At 73.4% G+C, this 17,118-nt stretch carries 15 protein-coding genes and 1 riboswitch; of the genes, 7 read left to right on the top strand and 8 right to left on the bottom strand.

Going from position 1 to position 17,118, the window contains the following annotated elements; translation table 11 throughout:
* Positions 1 to 194: 194 nt before the first annotated feature.
* Entirely contained in the window at positions 195 to 1,259 is a 1,065-nt protein-coding gene (gene trpD, locus ACWGJ2_RS14540) for an anthranilate phosphoribosyltransferase (protein WP_453346407.1), read from the top strand.
* Positions 1,260 to 1,363: 104 nt separating this feature from the next.
* Positions 1,364 to 2,143 carry an SDR family NAD(P)-dependent oxidoreductase gene (locus ACWGJ2_RS14535; RefSeq protein WP_453346406.1) on the top strand — a complete coding sequence of 260 codons (780 nt, stop codon included), beginning with the start codon at positions 1,364 to 1,366 and terminating at the stop codon, positions 2,141 to 2,143.
* 45 nt (positions 2,144 to 2,188) lie between these two features.
* On the opposite strand, the gene ACWGJ2_RS14530 is transcribed toward ACWGJ2_RS14535, so the two are convergent.
* The gene (locus ACWGJ2_RS14530) at positions 2,189 to 3,433 is read right to left on the bottom strand and encodes a DMT family transporter (protein ID WP_453346405.1); all 1,245 of its coding nucleotides are present in this window, start codon (positions 3,431 to 3,433) and stop codon (positions 2,189 to 2,191) included.
* A gap of 519 nt (positions 3,434 to 3,952) precedes the next feature.
* Between ACWGJ2_RS14530 and ACWGJ2_RS14525 the strand changes: the two genes are divergently transcribed.
* Positions 3,953 to 4,831: a nucleotidyltransferase domain-containing protein gene (locus ACWGJ2_RS14525; protein WP_453346404.1), complete on the top strand. Its 879-nt coding sequence runs from the start codon at positions 3,953 to 3,955 to the stop codon at positions 4,829 to 4,831.
* A gap of 127 nt (positions 4,832 to 4,958) precedes the next feature.
* Positions 4,959 to 5,078: riboswitch (SAM riboswitch) on the top strand.
* A 210-nt stretch (positions 5,079 to 5,288) separates the two neighbouring features.
* Positions 5,289 to 6,701, top strand: coding sequence for an aminotransferase class V-fold PLP-dependent enzyme (locus ACWGJ2_RS14520; protein ID WP_453346403.1), 1,413 nt, complete (start codon positions 5,289 to 5,291; stop codon positions 6,699 to 6,701).
* A gap of 26 nt (positions 6,702 to 6,727) precedes the next feature.
* On the opposite strand, the gene ACWGJ2_RS14515 is transcribed toward ACWGJ2_RS14520, so the two are convergent.
* The 7 genes from ACWGJ2_RS14515 to ACWGJ2_RS14485 form a co-directional block, all read right to left on the bottom strand.
* Positions 6,728 to 8,014 (bottom strand): glycerate kinase family protein, encoded by a 1,287-nt coding sequence (locus ACWGJ2_RS14515; RefSeq protein WP_453346402.1) that lies wholly within the window; start codon positions 8,012 to 8,014, stop codon positions 6,728 to 6,730.
* Between the two features lie 62 nt (positions 8,015 to 8,076).
* Positions 8,077 to 9,495: an SLC13 family permease gene (locus ACWGJ2_RS14510; RefSeq protein WP_453346401.1), complete on the bottom strand. Its 1,419-nt coding sequence runs from the start codon at positions 9,493 to 9,495 to the stop codon at positions 8,077 to 8,079.
* Between the two features lie 162 nt (positions 9,496 to 9,657).
* The gene (locus tag ACWGJ2_RS14505) at positions 9,658 to 10,317 is read right to left on the bottom strand and encodes a response regulator transcription factor (RefSeq protein WP_453346400.1); all 660 of its coding nucleotides are present in this window, start codon (positions 10,315 to 10,317) and stop codon (positions 9,658 to 9,660) included.
* A 52-nt stretch (positions 10,318 to 10,369) separates the two neighbouring features.
* Entirely contained in the window at positions 10,370 to 11,809 is a 1,440-nt protein-coding gene (locus ACWGJ2_RS14500) for a sensor histidine kinase (RefSeq protein WP_453346493.1), read from the bottom strand.
* A gap of 130 nt (positions 11,810 to 11,939) precedes the next feature.
* Complete coding sequence (locus tag ACWGJ2_RS14495; RefSeq protein WP_453346399.1) at positions 11,940 to 12,299, bottom strand: small secreted hydrophilic protein; 360 nt, start codon at positions 12,297 to 12,299, stop codon at positions 11,940 to 11,942.
* Between the two features lie 124 nt (positions 12,300 to 12,423).
* Entirely contained in the window at positions 12,424 to 12,705 is a 282-nt protein-coding gene (locus ACWGJ2_RS14490; protein WP_453346398.1) for an Lrp/AsnC family transcriptional regulator, read from the bottom strand.
* Positions 12,702 to 13,391 carry a rhomboid family intramembrane serine protease gene (locus ACWGJ2_RS14485; protein ID WP_453346397.1) on the bottom strand — a complete coding sequence of 230 codons (690 nt, stop codon included), beginning with the start codon at positions 13,389 to 13,391 and terminating at the stop codon, positions 12,702 to 12,704. The genes ACWGJ2_RS14490 and ACWGJ2_RS14485 overlap by 4 nt, the downstream gene beginning before the upstream one ends.
* A gap of 177 nt (positions 13,392 to 13,568) precedes the next feature.
* Between ACWGJ2_RS14485 and ACWGJ2_RS14480 the strand changes: the two genes are divergently transcribed.
* The 3 genes from ACWGJ2_RS14480 (at position 13,569) to ACWGJ2_RS14470 (ending at position 16,725) form a co-directional block, all read left to right on the top strand.
* A complete protein-coding gene (locus tag ACWGJ2_RS14480) occupies positions 13,569 to 13,808 on the top strand; it encodes a hypothetical protein (RefSeq protein ID WP_453346396.1) in 240 nt (79 codons plus the stop codon).
* Between the two features lie 193 nt (positions 13,809 to 14,001).
* Positions 14,002 to 15,330, top strand: a complete 1,329-nt coding sequence (locus ACWGJ2_RS14475) for an NYN domain-containing protein (RefSeq protein ID WP_453346492.1) — start codon at positions 14,002 to 14,004, stop codon at positions 15,328 to 15,330.
* A 357-nt stretch (positions 15,331 to 15,687) separates the two neighbouring features.
* On the top strand, positions 15,688 to 16,725 hold the full coding sequence (locus ACWGJ2_RS14470) for an NlpC/P60 family protein (protein ID WP_453346395.1): 1,038 nt from the start codon (positions 15,688 to 15,690) through the stop codon (positions 16,723 to 16,725).
* Positions 16,726 to 17,118: the final 393 nt, after the last annotated feature.

The following is a 17,118-nucleotide window of genomic DNA, read 5'->3' as shown; positions in this document are numbered from 1 at the left end:
CCCTTCGTGGTGCCGGGGGCCCTGTGCGCGGTGCCGGGCGGGCCGCCGTCACGGGCGGGAACCGGACGTCGTGTCCGGGCGCGGTCGGCGCGTGCGCGGGCGGCGATAGGGTGGTCCCGACTTTCCACTCGTCCTGATGAGTGATGCCGACGTCAGGACGAGTCATCCTCGGACGAACGCCAGGAGTGATTCCCATGAGCGCTGCGACCCCCGCCGGAGGCGACACCATGGCGGCGCGCACCTGGCCGGACGTACTGAGCGCCCTGCTGGCCGGTGAGGACCTCAGCGCCGATGCCACGGCGTGGGCGATGGACCGCATCATGCGGGGCGAGGCGAGCGACGCGCAGATCGCGGGCTTCGCTGTGGCGCTGCGGGCCAAGGGCGAGACGGTCGAGGAGATCGCCGGACTCGTACGGACGATGTACGAGCACGCCACCACCATCGAGGTACCAGGCCCTACGGTGGACATCGTCGGCACGGGCGGCGACCGCGCCAAGACCGTCAACATCTCCACCATGTCCTCGATCGTGGTCGCGGGCACCGGCGCCAAGGTCGTCAAGCACGGCAACCGCGCCGCCTCCAGCGCGAGCGGCGCCTCCGACGTGCTGGAGAAGCTGGGCGTGAACCTGGAGCTGACCCCGGAGCGGGTCGCCGAGGTGGCGGCCGAGGCGGGCATCACCTTCTGCTTCGCGGTCAAGTTCCACCCGGCGCTGCGCCATGTGGGCGCCGCGCGCAAGGAGCTGGGCGTCCCGACCCCCTTCAACTTCCTCGGCCCCCTCACCAACCCGGCCCGGGTGAAGGCCCAGGCCACGGGCGTGGCCGACGCGCGGATGGCCCCGATCGTCGCGGGCGTGCTCGCGGAGCGCGGCTCCTCGGCGCTGGTCTTCCGCGGCGACGACGGACTGGACGAGCTGACCACGACGGCCACCTCCACCGTGTGGGTCGTACGGGACGGCGCCGTGCGCCAGGAGTCCTTCGACCCGCGCGACGTGGGCGTCGAGCTGGTGCCCGTCGAGGCGCTGCGCGGCGCGGACGCCGCGTACAACGCCGAGGTGGCCCGCAGGCTGCTCGACGGCGAGCGCGGTCCCGTACGGGACGCGGTGCTGCTCAACTCGGCCGCCGCGCTCGTGGCCCTGCGGCCCACGGAGGCGCCGCTGGCCGAGCAGCTCGGCGCGGGCATGGAGCTGGCGGCCGAGTCCGTCGACTCGGGCGCGGCGAAGTCCGCGCTGGAGCGCTGGGTGGCGGCGAGCACCGCGTAGGCGGGCCGCCTTCCGGCGGGGGAGCGGTGCCCGTGCGGGCACCGCTTTCGCATGTATGGAGGACCGCAGGGACCGTAGGAGAGGTCGGAGAGGGAGATGCACGGATGAGTGAGCAGCAGCCGTCGAGCGCGCCGTCGCGGAAGTGCGCCGTCGTCACCGGGGCCAGCAGCGGGATCGGCGCGGCCACCGCGGTGCGCCTGGCCGAGCAGGGGTACGACGTGGTGCTCGGCGCGCGGCGCGTTGACCGGCTGGAGCGGGTCGCCGAGAAGTGCGGCGGGCGCGCCGGGACGCTGGACGTGACCGACCCCGCCTCGGTCGAGGCGTTCTGCGCGACGGTCGAGCGCTGCGACCTGCTCGTCAACAACGCGGGCGGCGCCCTCGGCGTCGACCCGGTGGCGAGCGCGGACGAGGACGCCTGGCTGTCGATGTACGAGACGAACGTGCTCGGCACCCTCCGGATGACCAAGGCACTGCTGCCCCGGCTGATCGCCTCAGGGGACGGCCAGGTCATCACCATCGGCTCCGTCGCGGGCCAGGAGCCCTACCCGGGTGGCGGGGGCTACAACGCGGCCAAGCACGCGGTGACGGCGCTCACCAAGGTGCTGCGCAAGGAGATGCTGGGGCAGCCCGTGCGGGTCTGCCAGATCGATCCGGGGCTGGTGCGCACCGAGTTCTCGCTGGTGCGCTTCGGGGGTGACGCGGAGCGGGCCGACAAGGTCTACGAGGGCATGACGCCGCTGTCGGCCGAGGACATCGCCGACTGCGTGGGCTGGGTGGCCTCGCGGCCCAGCCATGTGAACGTCGACTCGATGCTGGTGCTGGCCAGGGACCAGTCCTCGGCGCAGGTCGTGCACCGTACGAAGGACGACGGGGCGCGGGACTGACGCGTCGCGGAAGCCAAGCGGCCCGTGGCGGGGCCGGTGCCCGCGTCAGGGCGCGTCCGGCTCCCCCTTACGGGATCTGTGCGGGGGCACGGGGCCGAAGGCGCCGGTGCCGTGGTGGGCGAGGGTGAGGGTGAGGGTCGGGTACTCGTCCCAGCCCCCGCCCCACCCGCTGCCCCAGCCGTGGTCGTGGTCCCGGCCGGGTTCTGTCCGCGCCGCGTGCACCGGGGGTCTCGCATGCGGCAGGTGTGCCGGGGGCGAGGTGTCCGGTGCGGACGGTTGTTCCTCGTCGACGGGCACGGGGCGGGGCACGTAGGGGGCGGGGCCGCTGTCGCCGTGGGACGGCACGGCCCCCCTGCGGTGTCTGCCGCGTCGTGGTGCGGGCTGTTCGCCCTGGCCGTTGAGCGTGACGACGGTGACCCCGGCGATGATCAGCAGGAGCCCGGGCACGGATCCTGGATCGATGCTCTGGCCCATCAGCAGCCAGGCGGCCAGCGCGGCGACCGGGCTCTCCAGCAGCAACAGCACGCTCATCGTGGTGGCCGAGGCCCGCCCCAGAGCGAAGTTCAGCGAACCGAGCCCCAGGAGCTGCGGCAACAGCAGCAGCCCCAGCAGGGACAGGTGGGTGGCGGTGTCGAACCCGGTGAGCGGCACATCGGCGAGCCAGCAGACGACGAACAGCTCGACGCCGCAGACCAGCGAGCTGACGGTGGAGTACAGCGGCGTACTCACGTCCGAGCGGGCCTGCTGGCTCAAGGCGGTGTACCCGGCGAGCGCCATCGCCCCGACCAGGGCGAGCAGATCTCCCGTCAGCGCCTCGCCGCCGCCCCGCACATCGAGTCCGGCCGCCGCGGCGGCACCCACCACGGCCAGGGCGAGCCCCAGCCAGGTCGTACGGGAGAAGCGCACGCCCTGCGCTGCCGCGATCAGGGCCTGCCAGACCGGCTGGGTGGCCACCAGCGCGGTGGACATGGCCACCGAGGTCATCCGGGTGCTCGTCATGAAGGTCGCGAAGTGCAGGGCCAGCGACGTGGCCGCCAGGAAACCGAAGACGAGCGGCCGCACCTGCTCCCGGCGCAGTAAGCGGCGTTCCCGGCGCACGACGCGTACCACCTGACGGCGCCGGAGCAGCAGCAGGATCGGCCAGAGCGCGAGGAAACCCAGGGTGCTGCGCCAGAAGGCCATGGCCAGCGGCGAGGCGGACGCGGCGGCGGTGAGCGGCGCTGTGGCCGAGAACGAGACCACGACGGCCAGCATCGCCGCGAGCGTCAGCGGATCGAGCCGGGACTTCACGCCCTCACCCCGCTGTCCGTGACCGGCCGGGCGCGGCACGGCCGTTGGCGCGGTCGCAGGCGGTACGGGCACCGCTCGCCGCTTCTGGGGCAGCGGTGGTACCTGCGGTACGCGTCGCCTGAGTGCATGGTTGCTGTGCTTTCGAAGTGGGGGGGGAGGTGGGGAGGAAAGCGAGGGAGCGAGGGCCGAAGGTGATGGTCCGTCAGCGTGACGGGCCGCGCGTCTCCGTGGGAGGCCCCGGCCGTGTCGACTGGCAGGTGTCGGGTGTGACGGCCACGGGGCGGGAAATGTTCACGGGGCTCATGTGACGCGCGTCACTTGGCGGGTGCTCTGTGGGGGACGCGTCCCTAGGATGGCGCGCATGGCCGTCTTCTCCTGAGCGGGTGCGCGGACACCGCGACACCGACCACCGATGACAGCCCGGCGCCGCCGGGCGATCTCCGTATGCCCGTATGCCCACACGCCCGTACAGCGGTGTGCCCCCGCGCACGCGCCCGTACTCAGGAGACGTTCCTTCCCATGCCCTTCCCCGCACACGACCCCGCCGCCACGCCCTCGCCCGTCCTCGACGAGCGCATCGCCCGCCTGCGCGAACTGGCCGCCGCCGAACCGCGCCTCGAAGGGGTGCTGCTCTACGGCTCCTGGACGGTGGGCGAGGCCGACGAGCACTCCGACATCGAGGCGTACGTGTTCGTCGCCGACGCGCACGCCGACGGCTTCGAAGGGCGCGCGTTCGTCGAGCGGCTGGCCCCGCTGAAGCTCGCCTACACCAACATGTACGGCATCCTCGCCGTCGTCTTCGACGACCTGATGCGCGGCGAGTTCCACTTCGAGCCCGCCACCTCCGGTATCGCGAAGATCGCGGACTGGGCCGGCCTGGTGCACCTGCCCGACCCCGGCGCCGCCGTGCTGCTGGACCGGACGGGCGCGCTCACCCGGGCCGCCGGGGAACTGGCGGACTTCCGGCCCCCGGAGCCTGAGCCCACCGCGCAGCAGCTCACCGACGAGCTGACGAACTGGACGCTGATGCTGGCCCATGTGCTGGCCCGCGGCGAGACGGCCAGGTCGCACGCGCTGCTGCACACCATGGTCGCCCCGCACCAGCTCCAGTTGTGCAGGCTGCTGCGCGGCTCCACGCGGCACTGGCTCACTCCGAGCCGCGCCCTGGAAGCGGACCTGCCCGCGGCCGACCGCGCCCGCTACGCCGCCACGACCGGTCCCGCCGAGCGGCACGCCGTCGCCGAAGCGGCCCGCGCGAGCTGGGCCTGGAGCCGGGAGCTGGCCGGGGAGGCGGCGGCGCGCTGGGGCACGCGGGTGCCGCGCGGGCTGCACGAGGAGATCGGCGCGCTGCTGGCGCGGGCCGGGGCCACGGCGGACGGGCGCCCGTCCGCCCGCTGACGGGCCGCCGTCGGCATGTTGACGGCTCGCTGACGGGCCGCGCGAGGTGACCGTGGCGGGGTGTCCGTGTCCGGGATGCGGACACCCCGCTGCGCGTCGCCGATCACGTGTGCCATACTCCTGCCCAGGTCACGAGTGACAGCGATCAAGGCCCCGGCTCCGCTGTCCGGCAACCCTCCTTCCGTGGTGGGGTGCCCCGGGTGATGACCAGGCCGTACGACAGCAAGGTCTGCGGCAAGCACGGATCCCTCATACCAGGGGTCCTGGTCTTGAGGAGCGTCTCGTGAGTCAGCGAATGCGATAGGGCCGGTCGGCCCCCTTTCCGATCCCTTCCTTATCCCCATTCCTTTCCTCTCGTACGGACACCTCCGCCCGGCCGACGTGTGGCGCCCGCCGCGTCCCCCGTCCCCGTCCGCGCGTCGAGTCCCGTACGGCTGCCTTCTTCCGGGAGACCGCCATGTCGTTCCTGCCTGCCTCCGACTCCGCTTCCGCCACCTCTGCTTCCTCCGCCGACGCCGCCTGTACGCCGCTGCCCGTGCTCGGGCGGGACGTCCTCGTGCCGCTCGTGACGGGCGGCGAGGTCACCTACGCGGCCCTCGACTACGCGGCCTCGGCCCCCGCCCTCCAGCGGGTGTGGGACGACGTGGCCGCCTACGCGCCGTACTACGGCAGCGTCCACCGCGGCGCCGGATACCTCTCGCAGCTCTCCACGGAGCTGTTCGAGCAGAGCCGCCAGGCCGTCGCCGACTTCCTCAACTGCCGGGAGGGCGACCAGGTCGTCTTCACCCGCGCCACCACCGACTCGCTCAACCTCCTGGCCTCCGCGCTGCCCGAGGGCACGCACATCTACGTCTTCGAGACCGAGCACCACGCCTCGCTGCTCCCGTGGCGCGGCCGGGAGACCACCTACCTGGACGCGCCGCGCTCGCCCGAGCAGGCCGTGGCCACCCTGGAGGAGGCGCTGCACCAGGCGCCCAAGGGCCCCAAGCTGGTGTGCGTGACCGGCGCCTCCAACGTCACCGGGGAGATCTGGCCCGTACGGCGACTGGCCGAGGCCGCGCACCGGCACGGCGCGCGGATCGTGCTGGACGCCGCGCAGCTCGCCCCGCACCACCCGGTCGACCTGCGCGAACTCGGCGTTGACTGGGTCGCGTTCTCCGGGCACAAGCTGTACGCGCCCTTCGGCGCCGGTGTCCTCGCCGGGCGGGCCGACTGGCTCCAGCGCGCCGAGCCGTACCTCGCGGGCGGCGGCGCCAGCCGCAAGGTCGCGCGCCGTGCCGACGGCGGCGTGGACGTCGAGTGGCAGGCCGGCCCGGCCCGCCACGAGGCCGGTTCGCCGAACGTCATCGGCGCCTACTCCATCGCCTCCGCCTGCCGCGCGCTGACCGAGGCGGGCTTCGACCGGCTCGTCGCCCGCGAGCGGGAGCTGCTCGGGCGGCTGACGGCCGGGCTCGCCGAGGTGCCCGAGGTCAGGGTGCTGTCCCTGTTCGGGGACGACGCCGACCGGGTCGGGGTGCTCTCCTTCGTCGTCGACGGCTGGAACAGCTCGCACTTCGCCGCCGCGCTCTCCGCCGAGTACGGGATCGGCGTGCGCGACGGGCTCTTCTGCGCCCACCCGCTCCTGCGCACCCTGCTGGGCGGCGAGGACGACGAGCCCGGCGAGTGCGGGGCGCCCGAGGCGGCGCCCGGCGAACGGTCGCTGAACGCCATCCGGGTCAGCTTCGGCGCGGGGACGCCGGACGAGCACGTGGAGCGGTTCGTCCGCGCGGTGCGGGAGCTGGTGGCCGACGGCGCCCGCTGGAGCTACCGGACCGAGGACGGGCGCTGCGTCCCCGACCGGGACGCGCAGAGCGCGGCGTCCACCGCCTGAGCCCGGGCCTGGGGCCGGCCGTGGGCCTAGGCGTGGGCCTGGGCCCGTGTCTGCGCCGGGGGCCCGGCCGCGTGGCCCGCGTCCTCGCGGGGCAGCCGGGTGCCGAGCAGGACCATGCGCACGGCGTGCTCGGCCGCGTCGGCGAGGTACTCGTCGCCCCTGGTCAGGGCCTCGGCCAGGCCGACGGGCGCGGGCAGGATGGAGCGGTACGCGTCGATGCCCGACGCCCTGACCTCCTCCGCGCCCTCGCCCAGCGTCCCGGCCAGCGCCAGCACCGGCTTCCCGAACGCCTTCGCCCTGCGCGCCACTTCGGCGGGGATCTTGCCGCGCGGGGTCTGCCCGTCGAGCGAGCCCTCGGCCGTGATCACGAGGTCGGCGCGCGCGAGCCGGGCGTCCAGCCCGAACCGGTCCAGCAGCACCTCGAAGCGCGGCAGCAGCCGTGCCCCGAGCGCGGCGAGCCCGGCGCCGAGCCCCCCGGAAGCACCGGTTCCCGGCGCGTGCCGCAGGTCCAGGTTCACGGGGGCACCGGCACCGGCACCGTGGCCGCGCACCCCGTCGCGTACGAGCACGTCGCGTACGAGGGTGTCGGCCCAGCGCTCCAGGCCGAGGGAGAGCCGCTCCACCTGCGCCGGGGTCGCCCCCTTCTGCGGCCCGAAGACCCGGGCGACGCCGCGCTCGCCGCACAGCACGTTGAACGGGTTGCAGGCCACCAGCAGTTCGGTCTCGCGCAGCCGCGGGTCGAGGCCGCGCGGGTCGATGCGGTCGAGGCGGGCCAGCGCCTCGCCGCCGCGCGGCAGTTCGCGCCCGTCCGCGTCCAGCAGCCGTGCGCCGAGGGCCTGGAGCGCGCCCGCGCCCCCGTCGGACGTGCCCGAGTCGCCGCAGCCCACCAGCACCCGTCGCGCGCCGGAGTCCAGGGCAGCGCGGATCAGTTCGCCGACGCCGTACGTCGTCGTCGCGCCCGGGTCCCTGCGCTCTGCGGGGACGAGCGAGAGCCCGGCGACGGCGGCCATCTCCACCACGGCGGTCGGCACGGCGGGCACGGTGTGCCCGAGCAGCGCGAAGTGGGTGCGTACGGGCGCGGAGACCGGGCCCGTCGCCGTACGCCGGATCAGCTTGCCGCCGGTCGCGGCGGCCAGCGCCTCGGCCGTGCCCTCGCCGCCGTCCACCAGCGGTATGAGGTCGAGGGTGGCCTCGGGGCTGGCCCTGCGCACACCCTCGGCGATGGCCTCGGCGGCGCCGCGCGCGGAGAGCGACTCCTTGAAGCCGCTGGGCGCGATGGCGAAGTGGTACGGGGGGCGGGTGAACGGGGACACGGCGGTGGCCTCCTGGAGGAGAGGGCGGACGGTGCGACGGGCGAGCCGCCTGACGGGGCCGGTCACAGGACCGGGACGCCCAGCAGCGGCCAGACGGCCAGGGCGAAGAGCAGCACCAGCGCGGCGGTCACCGGCGCCAGCACGGCGGAGAGCCGCAGCAGGTCGCGGGGCCCGTACGTCGGCGTACCGGGGATGTCGGAGAAGAGGGTGACCGGCTTGGCCGAGGCCGGGAGGGTGTGGCAGAAGCCCGCGGCCGCGGTCGAGGCGAGCGCGGCGGCGACGGGGTTGACCCCGGCGCCGACCGCGGCGGCGACCACGAGGGGCACCAGCACGCTGGAGCGCGCCGAACGGGACTGGAGCAGCAGATGGGCCGCCGTGCTGACGGCGACGACGACGCCGAGGAAGAGCCAGGGCGGTACCGACCCGCCCCCGGGCAGCCCGCTCACCAGCCAGCGCGCCGCGCCCGACTCCGAGAGGGCCACGCCCATCGCCATCGTCGCGGCCATGAACAGCAGCAGCGACCACGGGACCGTCTTCAGCGCGTCCTTGAGCCCCACCGTGCCCAGCGCGGGCGAGGCGGCCACGACGGCGCCTATCAGCGCGACCAGCGCGGGCGACACCCCGTGCAGCGGCTCGCTGCACCACAGCGCGACGACGGTGGCCAGCAGCAGCGCCGAGCGCGCCTCGCTCTGCGAGAACGGCCCCGTCACGGGGGTCTCCGAGTGCGCCTCGATGTCCTCTGCGGTGATCCGGACGGGCCCGCGCCTGTCGGCGCGGCGCGTGGTCGTCCACAGCACGATCTCGGCCGCGGCGTGGGAGCTGACCACGGCGAGCGGCAGCCCGAGGAGCAGCCACTGGGTGAAGCCGATGTGCTCGCCCGTCGTCTCGAACAGCACGCTGACCGTGATCAGATGCGCCCCCGCGCCGATGAGGGTGGCGACGGCGGACAGCAGGATGACCGTCGGGAAGAGCAGCGCCAGCATCACGACGAGCCGGGTGCGGTCGGCGAGGACCTTCGCGAGCGCGAGGAAGACGGGCAGCGCGAGTGCGGCGCGGCCCGAGGTCGCCGGGATGGCGAAGGCGCTCACGACGAGCGCGGCGGTCGTCAGATGGACGAGCTGCCGCACCGAGCGGGCGCCGCTCACCAGGAACGCGGCGGCGCGGGCCGCCAGGCCCGTCCTGGACACGGCGGCGGCCAGTACGAACGCGCAGATCAGCAGCCACACCGTCTCGTCGCCGAGCGTGCCGAAGAGGACGTCGCTGCTGATGACCCCGGTCGCGGCGAGCGCCAGCCCGGCGCCCAGCGCGATGTACGTGTCGTCGATCGGCGTGCCGATCCAGGCGCAGGTCGCCAGCGCGAACACGGCCAGGGTCAGGCGGGCCTCACCGCCGAGCCCGGCGAAGTTGCCGGGCACGGCGAGCAGGGCGCACGCGGTCAGGGCGAGGCACAGGGGGATCGCCTGCCGGGGGCTCAGTGTCATGCGGTGAGTCTTGTGACCTGGGGTGAGCCACCAATGAGCGGTTTATGAAAGCGACTTCATGAGAGGGGGGCGAGGGGCGACTCCTGGCGGGGCTGCTGGCGGGGCGGGCTCCTGCTCCCGCCCTCACCCCCACCCCACCCCGCTCCCGCCTCCCCGTTCCCGCTACGGCAGCCGGTAGCCCATGCCCCGGACCGTCTCCAGGCGTTCCGGGCCCAGCTTCTTGCGGAGGGCGCGGACGTACACGTCGACGATGTTCGAGCCCGGGTCGAAGTCGTAGCCCCACACGTGGGAGAGGATCTGCTCCCGGGACAGGACCTGACCGGGGTGTCTCAGGAACAGTTCCAGGAGGACGAACTCGCGCGCGGTCAGATCGACCGTGCGGCCCTCGGCGCGGGCCCGCCGGGTGCGCAGGTCGAGCGACAGTTCGCCGCTGCGCAGCACCGTGACCTCGGGGGCCCGCGCGGCGGTGCGCAGCCGCAGCCGTACCCGGGCCAGCAGTTCCTCGAAGCGGAACGGCTTCGTCATCCAGTCGTCGGCGCCGCCCTCCAGGCCCGCGACGGTGTCGCGTACGGAGTCGCGCGCCGTCAGCACGATCACCGGCACGGTGACGCGCGCCTCGCGCAGCTCCCGCAGCACGGTGAAGCCGTCGCGGCCCGGCAGGCCGATGTCCAGGACGACGAGGTCGAAGCCGCCGGTGCAGGCGTAGTCGAACGCCGTGTCGCCGTCGGCCGCGACGGTCGTGGTGAAGCCGTTGGCGCGCAGGCCCTTCTCGACGAAGGAGGCGATGCGCTCCTCGTCCTCGACGACCAGGATGCGGTTCACGCGGTCACCCTCCCTCTCTCCGGTACGTCTTCCGGTACGCGCCTCACGCGCCTCACGCGTCCTCCTCGTCCGGTTCCGGTTCCCCGGCGGGCAGCAGAAGGACGAACGTGGCGCCGCCTCCCTCGGTGTGCCGCAGCTCGACGCGGCCCCCGGGGTGCCCCTCGGCGATGGCCTTGACGATGGACAGGCCGAGCCCGGCGCCGCTGCCCCGCGAACCCCGCCGGGCCGTGCCCCTGCGGAAGCGCTCGAAGACGCGCTCCGCGTCCTCGGGGGCTATACCGGGCCCGTGGTCGGCGACGTACAGCTCGATCAGCCCGTCCTCGCGGGCCACCGCGCCGGGATGCCCGTGCGGATGCCCTTGGGGATGCCCGTGCGGCGTGGGCAGGCGGCGCGAGCCGATGCGGACGGGTGCTCCGGGCACGGTGTGCTGCACCGCGTTCTGCGCGAGCTGCACCATCGCCTGGGTGACGCGCTGCGGGTCGAGCTGGACGGTGCCCTCTGCGACCTCCTCCAGTTGCCACGCGCGCTCGCCCAGCGCCCGCGTCTTGACGTACACGTCGGCGGTCAGTTCGGCCAGTTGCACGGGCTCGGGGCGTACGAAGTCGGGGCGCTCCGCCTTGGCGAGCAGCAGCAGGTCCTCGACGATCCGGCTCATCCGGTCCAGCTCGTCGGTCACGAGCCGCACGGTCTGCTCGCGCTCGACGGGGTCCTCGCCCATCAGCTCCAGGTGCCCGCGCACGATGGTGATGGGGGTGCGCAGCTCGTGCCCGGCGTCGTCGACGAACTGGCGCTGCGCCCCGAAGGCGCGCTCCAGCCGGTCGAGCATGGCGTTGAAGGTCTTGGCGAGCGCCGCGATGTCGTCGCGCCCGCGCACCGGTATGCGCTGCGTCAGGTCCCGCTCGGTCAGCTCGGCCGCCGTCATCCGTACCAGCCGCACGGGCGCCAGGATGCGGCCCGCCACGGCCCAGCCGATGCACACGGTCATCAGCAGGGCCACGCAGGAGATGGCCAGCAGGATGCGGAAGACCTCCTCGGCCCCCGCGCGCTCGCGGTCCGCGTGGAAGGCGACGACGAACGTGCCGCGCGGCGAACCGTCGCCGCCCGGCTCGATGGTCACCTTCGACCAGCGGACGTCGCCCTGCGGGCGCTCCAGGGTGCCGGAGCGGCCGGGGTCCGAGGTGACGCGGGCCAGGTTGTCCTTGTCCTCGTGGAGGGGGAGCGCGGTGGGGATGTCGCGGTCCTGCCGGATGACGCGCCCGCCGACGACCCCGAGCAGCTCCTCGTCGGGGTCCGAGTACTGCCGCTCCAGGAAGACCGTGAGCAGCCGCCGCGCCTCGGTGAAGGGCTTGCCGGTCTCCGGGTCCTGGCCCCGGTCGACGAAGTTGGTGAACTCCCCGGTCTCCTGGGCCAGCAGGCGCGTGATGCGGTGGTCGACGTCGCGCAGCAGGATGGAGCGGGTGGTGGTGGCGACGGCGGCGAGGGCCACCGCCATGACCACCAGCAGCCACAGCAGGATGCGCACCCGCGCCGATATGGCCGGGCGGAGGCGGCGGCGCCCCTCCGGCGTCCAGGGCCGCGCGCGGGACCCGCTCCCCTCTCCGTTCCCGTTCGACGTGGCGGCCTCAGCCGTCGTCGCTGCCCGGTCCGTCGTCGCCCCCAGGTCCGTCGTCGCCGTTGTCGTCCCCGCCGGGTCCGTCGTCGCTGCCGGGCCCGTCGTCGGCGTCATCGTCGGCACTCTCGTCGGTCGCGGACGGCTGCGGTACGGCCTCGTCGCCGGGTGAGGCGGAAGGCGAGGCGGAGGGCGAGGACGTGCCCTCGTCCGAGCCGGAGGGGCTGGGCGCAGGGCTGTCGGTCTCCAGCTCCACCTTGGCCGGCGCCTTCGGCGGATCCGGGCTGTCGGTCAGCGCGTAGCTCGTGGCGGCGATGCCGAGCGGGATCGCGACGACGGCCGTGAGGGTCGCGATGCGGTGTGAGAAGGCCATACGGGGAGGCTGACGCGCGTACCGGAGGCGCCGCATGAAGGCCGGATGAGGAAATCTTCATGAGCGCCACGGGGAGGATGCCGCGACTCCCGCGTCCGCGTCCGTGTCCGCGCCCGCCCCTGCCCTACGCGTCGAGGCCGATGGCGAAGGCGGACTCCAGGTCGTGCTGCGAGTAGGTGCGGAACGCGATGTGCGTCTCGGTGGACTCCACGCCCGGCACCTTGCTGATCCGGCCCGGGATGACGTCGGCCAGCTCGTCGTGCTGGGCGACCCGGACCATCGCGATCAGATCGTGGGCACCGGTGACGGAGTAGACCTCGCTCACCCCGTCGAGCGCGGCGATCTGCTCGGCGATCTCAGGGATGCGGTCGGTGCTGGTCTTGATGAGCACGATCGAGGTGATCACGGTGAGGACTCTCCCTTGGTGGCCGGAGCGGGCCCGCCCACTTTATCGGCCCGGAACTGGAGCCACGCGTACAGGAAGCCCAGCGTGAAACCCACCACGTGGGCGAGGTAGGCGACGCCGGGCCCGTCCGTGTCCCGGCGTGCGGCGATCCACTGGAGCGTCAGCCAGAACGGCAGCACGAGCCAGGCGGGGAAGCGCAGCGGCAGAAAGAGGAGGAAGGGATAGACGCTGGTGACCCGCGCACGGGGAAAGAGATAGAGAAAGGCCCCCAGCACGGCGGAGATGGCGCCCGAGGCCCCCACGAGCGTCTCGGTCGAGCCGGGGTGCGCCGCGGCGTAGCAGAGCAGTGCGACATAGCCCGCGCACACGTAGAACACGGCGAAGCGCAGCGTGCCCATGCGCTCCTCGACCATGCCGCCGAAGACGAACAGGAAGAGGAGGTTGCCGAGCAGGTGCATCCAGTTCCCGTGCAGGAAGAGCGCCGTCAGAGGGGTCAGCAGTGGCCGGATTCCGCCGCCCCACAGGGTGTGGGGAAGGACACCCCAGCGCTCGAAGTACGCGGTCTGGGCGCGGTGCAGCTCCTCGCCCGTGCCGTAGGCGGGGACGAAGCCGGAGGCAGGACCGATCAGGAAGAGCAGGCAGCAGGAGCCGATGAGTGCATACGTCATCACAGTGCGCGTCCGCATGGGCGGATCATGACGGCTCGGATACGGGGCAGGCTCCTCGACACACGCGTATCGGTGGCAGGACTTAGGGTTACCGGGAGTGCCCCGTGCTTCCGCACCCCTCCCGCCCCTGCCGAAGGTGCGCACGGCTCGCCGCTCCGGATCCCCGGAACGCCCGAAGGAATGAGGACGAACACCATGGCGGTCCCGACGCCCACGGACACGACCCGCTGGCGCTGCACCCTGTGCGGCAACCTGACCAGGTTCGATGTGACGCGCTCCAGCAAGGTGGTCGAGTACGTCCATCTGGACCTGGCCGGTGAGCCGAAGGTGGAGGAGCGGGAGGTGCTCAGTGAGAGCATCGAATCCGTGCGCTGCCGCTGGTGCAACGCCGTGGACGAGGTCGAGCTGGTGGACCGCCCGGGCGCACAGGTCTGAGGAACGGCGGGTGTGAACGGTGGTCGAACGGACGGGCGACGGCGAGCGCGGTCCCGAGCGCGAGCTGTCGGCGCCCGAGCCGCCCGAGCGGGGTCCCCAGGAGGCACCTGACCCTGGTCCGGATTCGGCCACGGACCCGGCCTCGGGACCGGACCCGGCCTCGGGACCGGAACCGGGATCGGGCCCGGTCCCGGTGGCCTCGGATGATGACGGGGAGGCCCTCGACCGCCCGCTGCCCGAGAAGGTGCGCCGCAGGGTCGTGGCCCTCACAGGGGACGCGCTGGGTGGGCTGACCATCGCCGAACTCCCCGTCACGCTGCGCCAGTACGCCCGCTTCACCCCGCAGCGCCGCGCCAAGTTCGGCGGCAACGCCATGGCAACGGCGCTGGAGAACGACGCCGTCTTCCGGCAGCGCATCGCCTCACGGCTGCGGGAGATGCTTCCCGAGCTGACGGGTGCGCTGGAGGACGGCACGCCCCCGCCCGCCGCCGATCCCGTGGATGTGGCGGCGGTCGCGTATGTGCTGCGTCCCGACGGCTGGGCCAAGCTCGTCGCCGCCGCGAGCGAGGAGGCCCAGCGCGCGCAGGCGGAGCGGGCGGGCGAGGAGGCGCAGCGCGATCTGGCCAGGCTCCGCGCCGAGCTGGCCGAGGCGCGCACCGCCGCGCGTACGGAGTCCGAGCGCGGCAGGGGCGAACTGGACGCGCTGCGCAAGGAGCTGGAGTCCACGCAGCGCAAGCTGCGCAGCGCCCAGAGCGATGTGAAGCGCGGCGAGGCGGAGGTGCGCAAGCTGCGCGCCGAGCTGGAGTCCGTCCGCTCGGCCGCCGCCTCGGACAAGGCGGCGGCCGACAGCGAGGCGCGGCGCCTCAAGGCCCGGCTCACGGAGGCGGAGTCGGCCCTGGAGGCGGGCCGCCGCGCGGCCCGCGAGGGGCGCAGCGTGGAGGACATGCGCGTCAAACTGCTCCTGGACACGGTGCTGGAGGCGGCACAGGGGCTGCGCCGCGAGCTGGCGCTGCCGCCCACCGAGGCGCGTCCCGCGGACACCGTGGACTCGGTGGAACCTGGCCGGATGTCGCCCAAGGACGTGGCCGCGCGGGCGCTTTCGGACACGGACCCGGCACTGCTGGACCAGCTCCTCGCGCTGCCGCAGTCCCACATCGTCGTCGACGGCTACAACGTCACCAAGACCGGCTATCCGACGATGCCGCTGGAGAAGCAGCGGCTGCGGCTGCTGGGCGGGCTCGCCGTGCTGGCGGCCCAGTCCGGGGCCGAGGTCACCTGCGTCTTCGACGGCGCGGAGCTGGCGGCGCCCGTGCTGCTGGCGCCGCCGCGCGGGGTGCGGGTGCTGTTCAGCAAGCCGGGCCAGACGGCGGACGAACTGATCCGGCGCATCGTGCGGGCCGAACCCGCCGGGCGGCCCGTCGTGGTGGTCTCCTCGGACCGCGAGGTCGCCGACGGCTGCGCAGCGGCCGGTGCCCGGCCCGTCGCCTCGACGCTGTTGCTGAAGCGGCTCGCGCGGACGTAGCGCGAAGCGGCGAAATGCAGCCGAAGGCGGCAAAGCGCCGCGAGCACCCCGGAATTCGCGCTTCACGTCAACCGCCCCCGGCGGAGGCCCCGTTCGCCGCCTCTGCGTGACGCCGTGGTCGCTCCGCGTACGTCATGAGTAAAGAATCCTCTTGTGTGACGGGTTTTTCCTCAGAGGGATTTGATCCGATCAGTTACGCATGGCTAATGTCTGGGCCCGAACCTTCGCGCGGTTGATCACCCATCCGGGGTGACAGCGGAGGACCGCCTAGTTCCACGGCGCCCCGGCGATCGCCCCGGTGATGTGGAGCCGGAGTGACCGACCGGCAGGCGGCTGAGGAAGAAGGAGCTCGCCCCAGTGGCGTCCCACCGTCGTCCCAAGCAGCCCAGCCGCAGCCGCACCCGTGTGACCGTGTTCACGGCAACCGCTGCGGCAGCCGTCGCCCTGACCTCCCAGGCGGCGCACGCCGACCCCAAGGCTTCCAAGGAGGAAGTCAAGGAGAAGGTCGACAAGCTCTACGAAGAGGCCGAGGCGGCGACGGAGAAGTACAACGGCGCCAAGGAGAAGCACAAGAAGCTCCAGAAGCAGGTCGACAACCTCCAGGACAGCGTGGCGCGCGGCCAGGAGGACCTGAACGACATGCGGGACGGCCTCGGTTCGATGGCCACCGCGCAGTACCGCACCGGCGGCATCGACCCGTCCGTGCAGCTCTTCCTCTCGTCCGACCCGGACAGCTACCTGGACAAGGCGTCCACGCTCGACCAGCTCAGCACCAAGCAGGCCGACGCGCTCAAGAAGATCCAGGACAAGCAGCGCTCCCTCGCGCAGCAGCGCAAGGAGGCCCAGGGCAAGCTGTCGGACCTCGCCGAGACCCGCGAGGAACTCAGCGACAAGAAGAAGAAGATCCAGGGCAAGCTCTCCGAGGCCCGCACGCTCCTCAACTCGCTCACCGCCGACGAGCGCAAGGCGCTGGAGGCCAAGCAGGCCCGCGCCGACCGCGCCTCCAGCTCGCGCGTCGACCTCGGCAACGACGCCTCAGCCTCGGCCCGCGCCGGGGCCGCGCTCGCCGCGGCCAAGGGCAAGATCGGCTCGCCCTACGTGTGGGGCGCGACGGGCCCCAGCTCCTTCGACTGCTCGGGTCTCACCTCGTGGGCGTACCAGCAGGCCGGGGTCTCCATACCCCGCACCTCCGAGGCGCAGGCCGGTGCGGGCACCCGCATCGGCAGCCAGAGCGGCCTCGCGCCGGGCGACCTGGTGCTCTTCTACGGCGACCTGCACCACGTCGGCCTCTACGCGGGCAACGGCCAGGTGCTGCACGCGCCGAAGCCGGGTGCCAGTGTGCGCTTCGAGTCGATCAACAACATGCCGTTCCAGTTCGGCGTGCGCGTGGGCTGACGCCACGCCCCAAACGTCGTTCGTCCGGGTGAAAACGGGCGGGCGCCGATGACCTCCGTACCCCGCCGATGACCTGCGTCATCGGCGGGGTACGCGCATACGCGCCCACCGCACCGGCGCGGCCGGTTCTTGGACCCTCCGTAGCGACGCCGCTACATTCTCCGCGCAGTTCGGCGCCGACCGGCGCCGTCCGCCTAGCGGAAGGAGCGCGTCCTCCAGTGGTCTCGCACCCGTCCCATCGACGTACCGGCCCCCGTGGCCCCGGCTGGACCACCAGGTTCACGGTCCTGTCGGGCGCCGCGGGAGCGGCGGCGGGGCGCGCGCCCCCCGGCGCCCCCGCGGGCGCCCCCCCGGGCGACCACCAAGACCGCGGCGGGCCCGCCGACAAAAACC

This window comes from Streptomyces sp. NPDC054796 (assembly GCF_053611545.1).
This window is presented reverse-complemented; position numbering and strand designations above follow the sequence as displayed.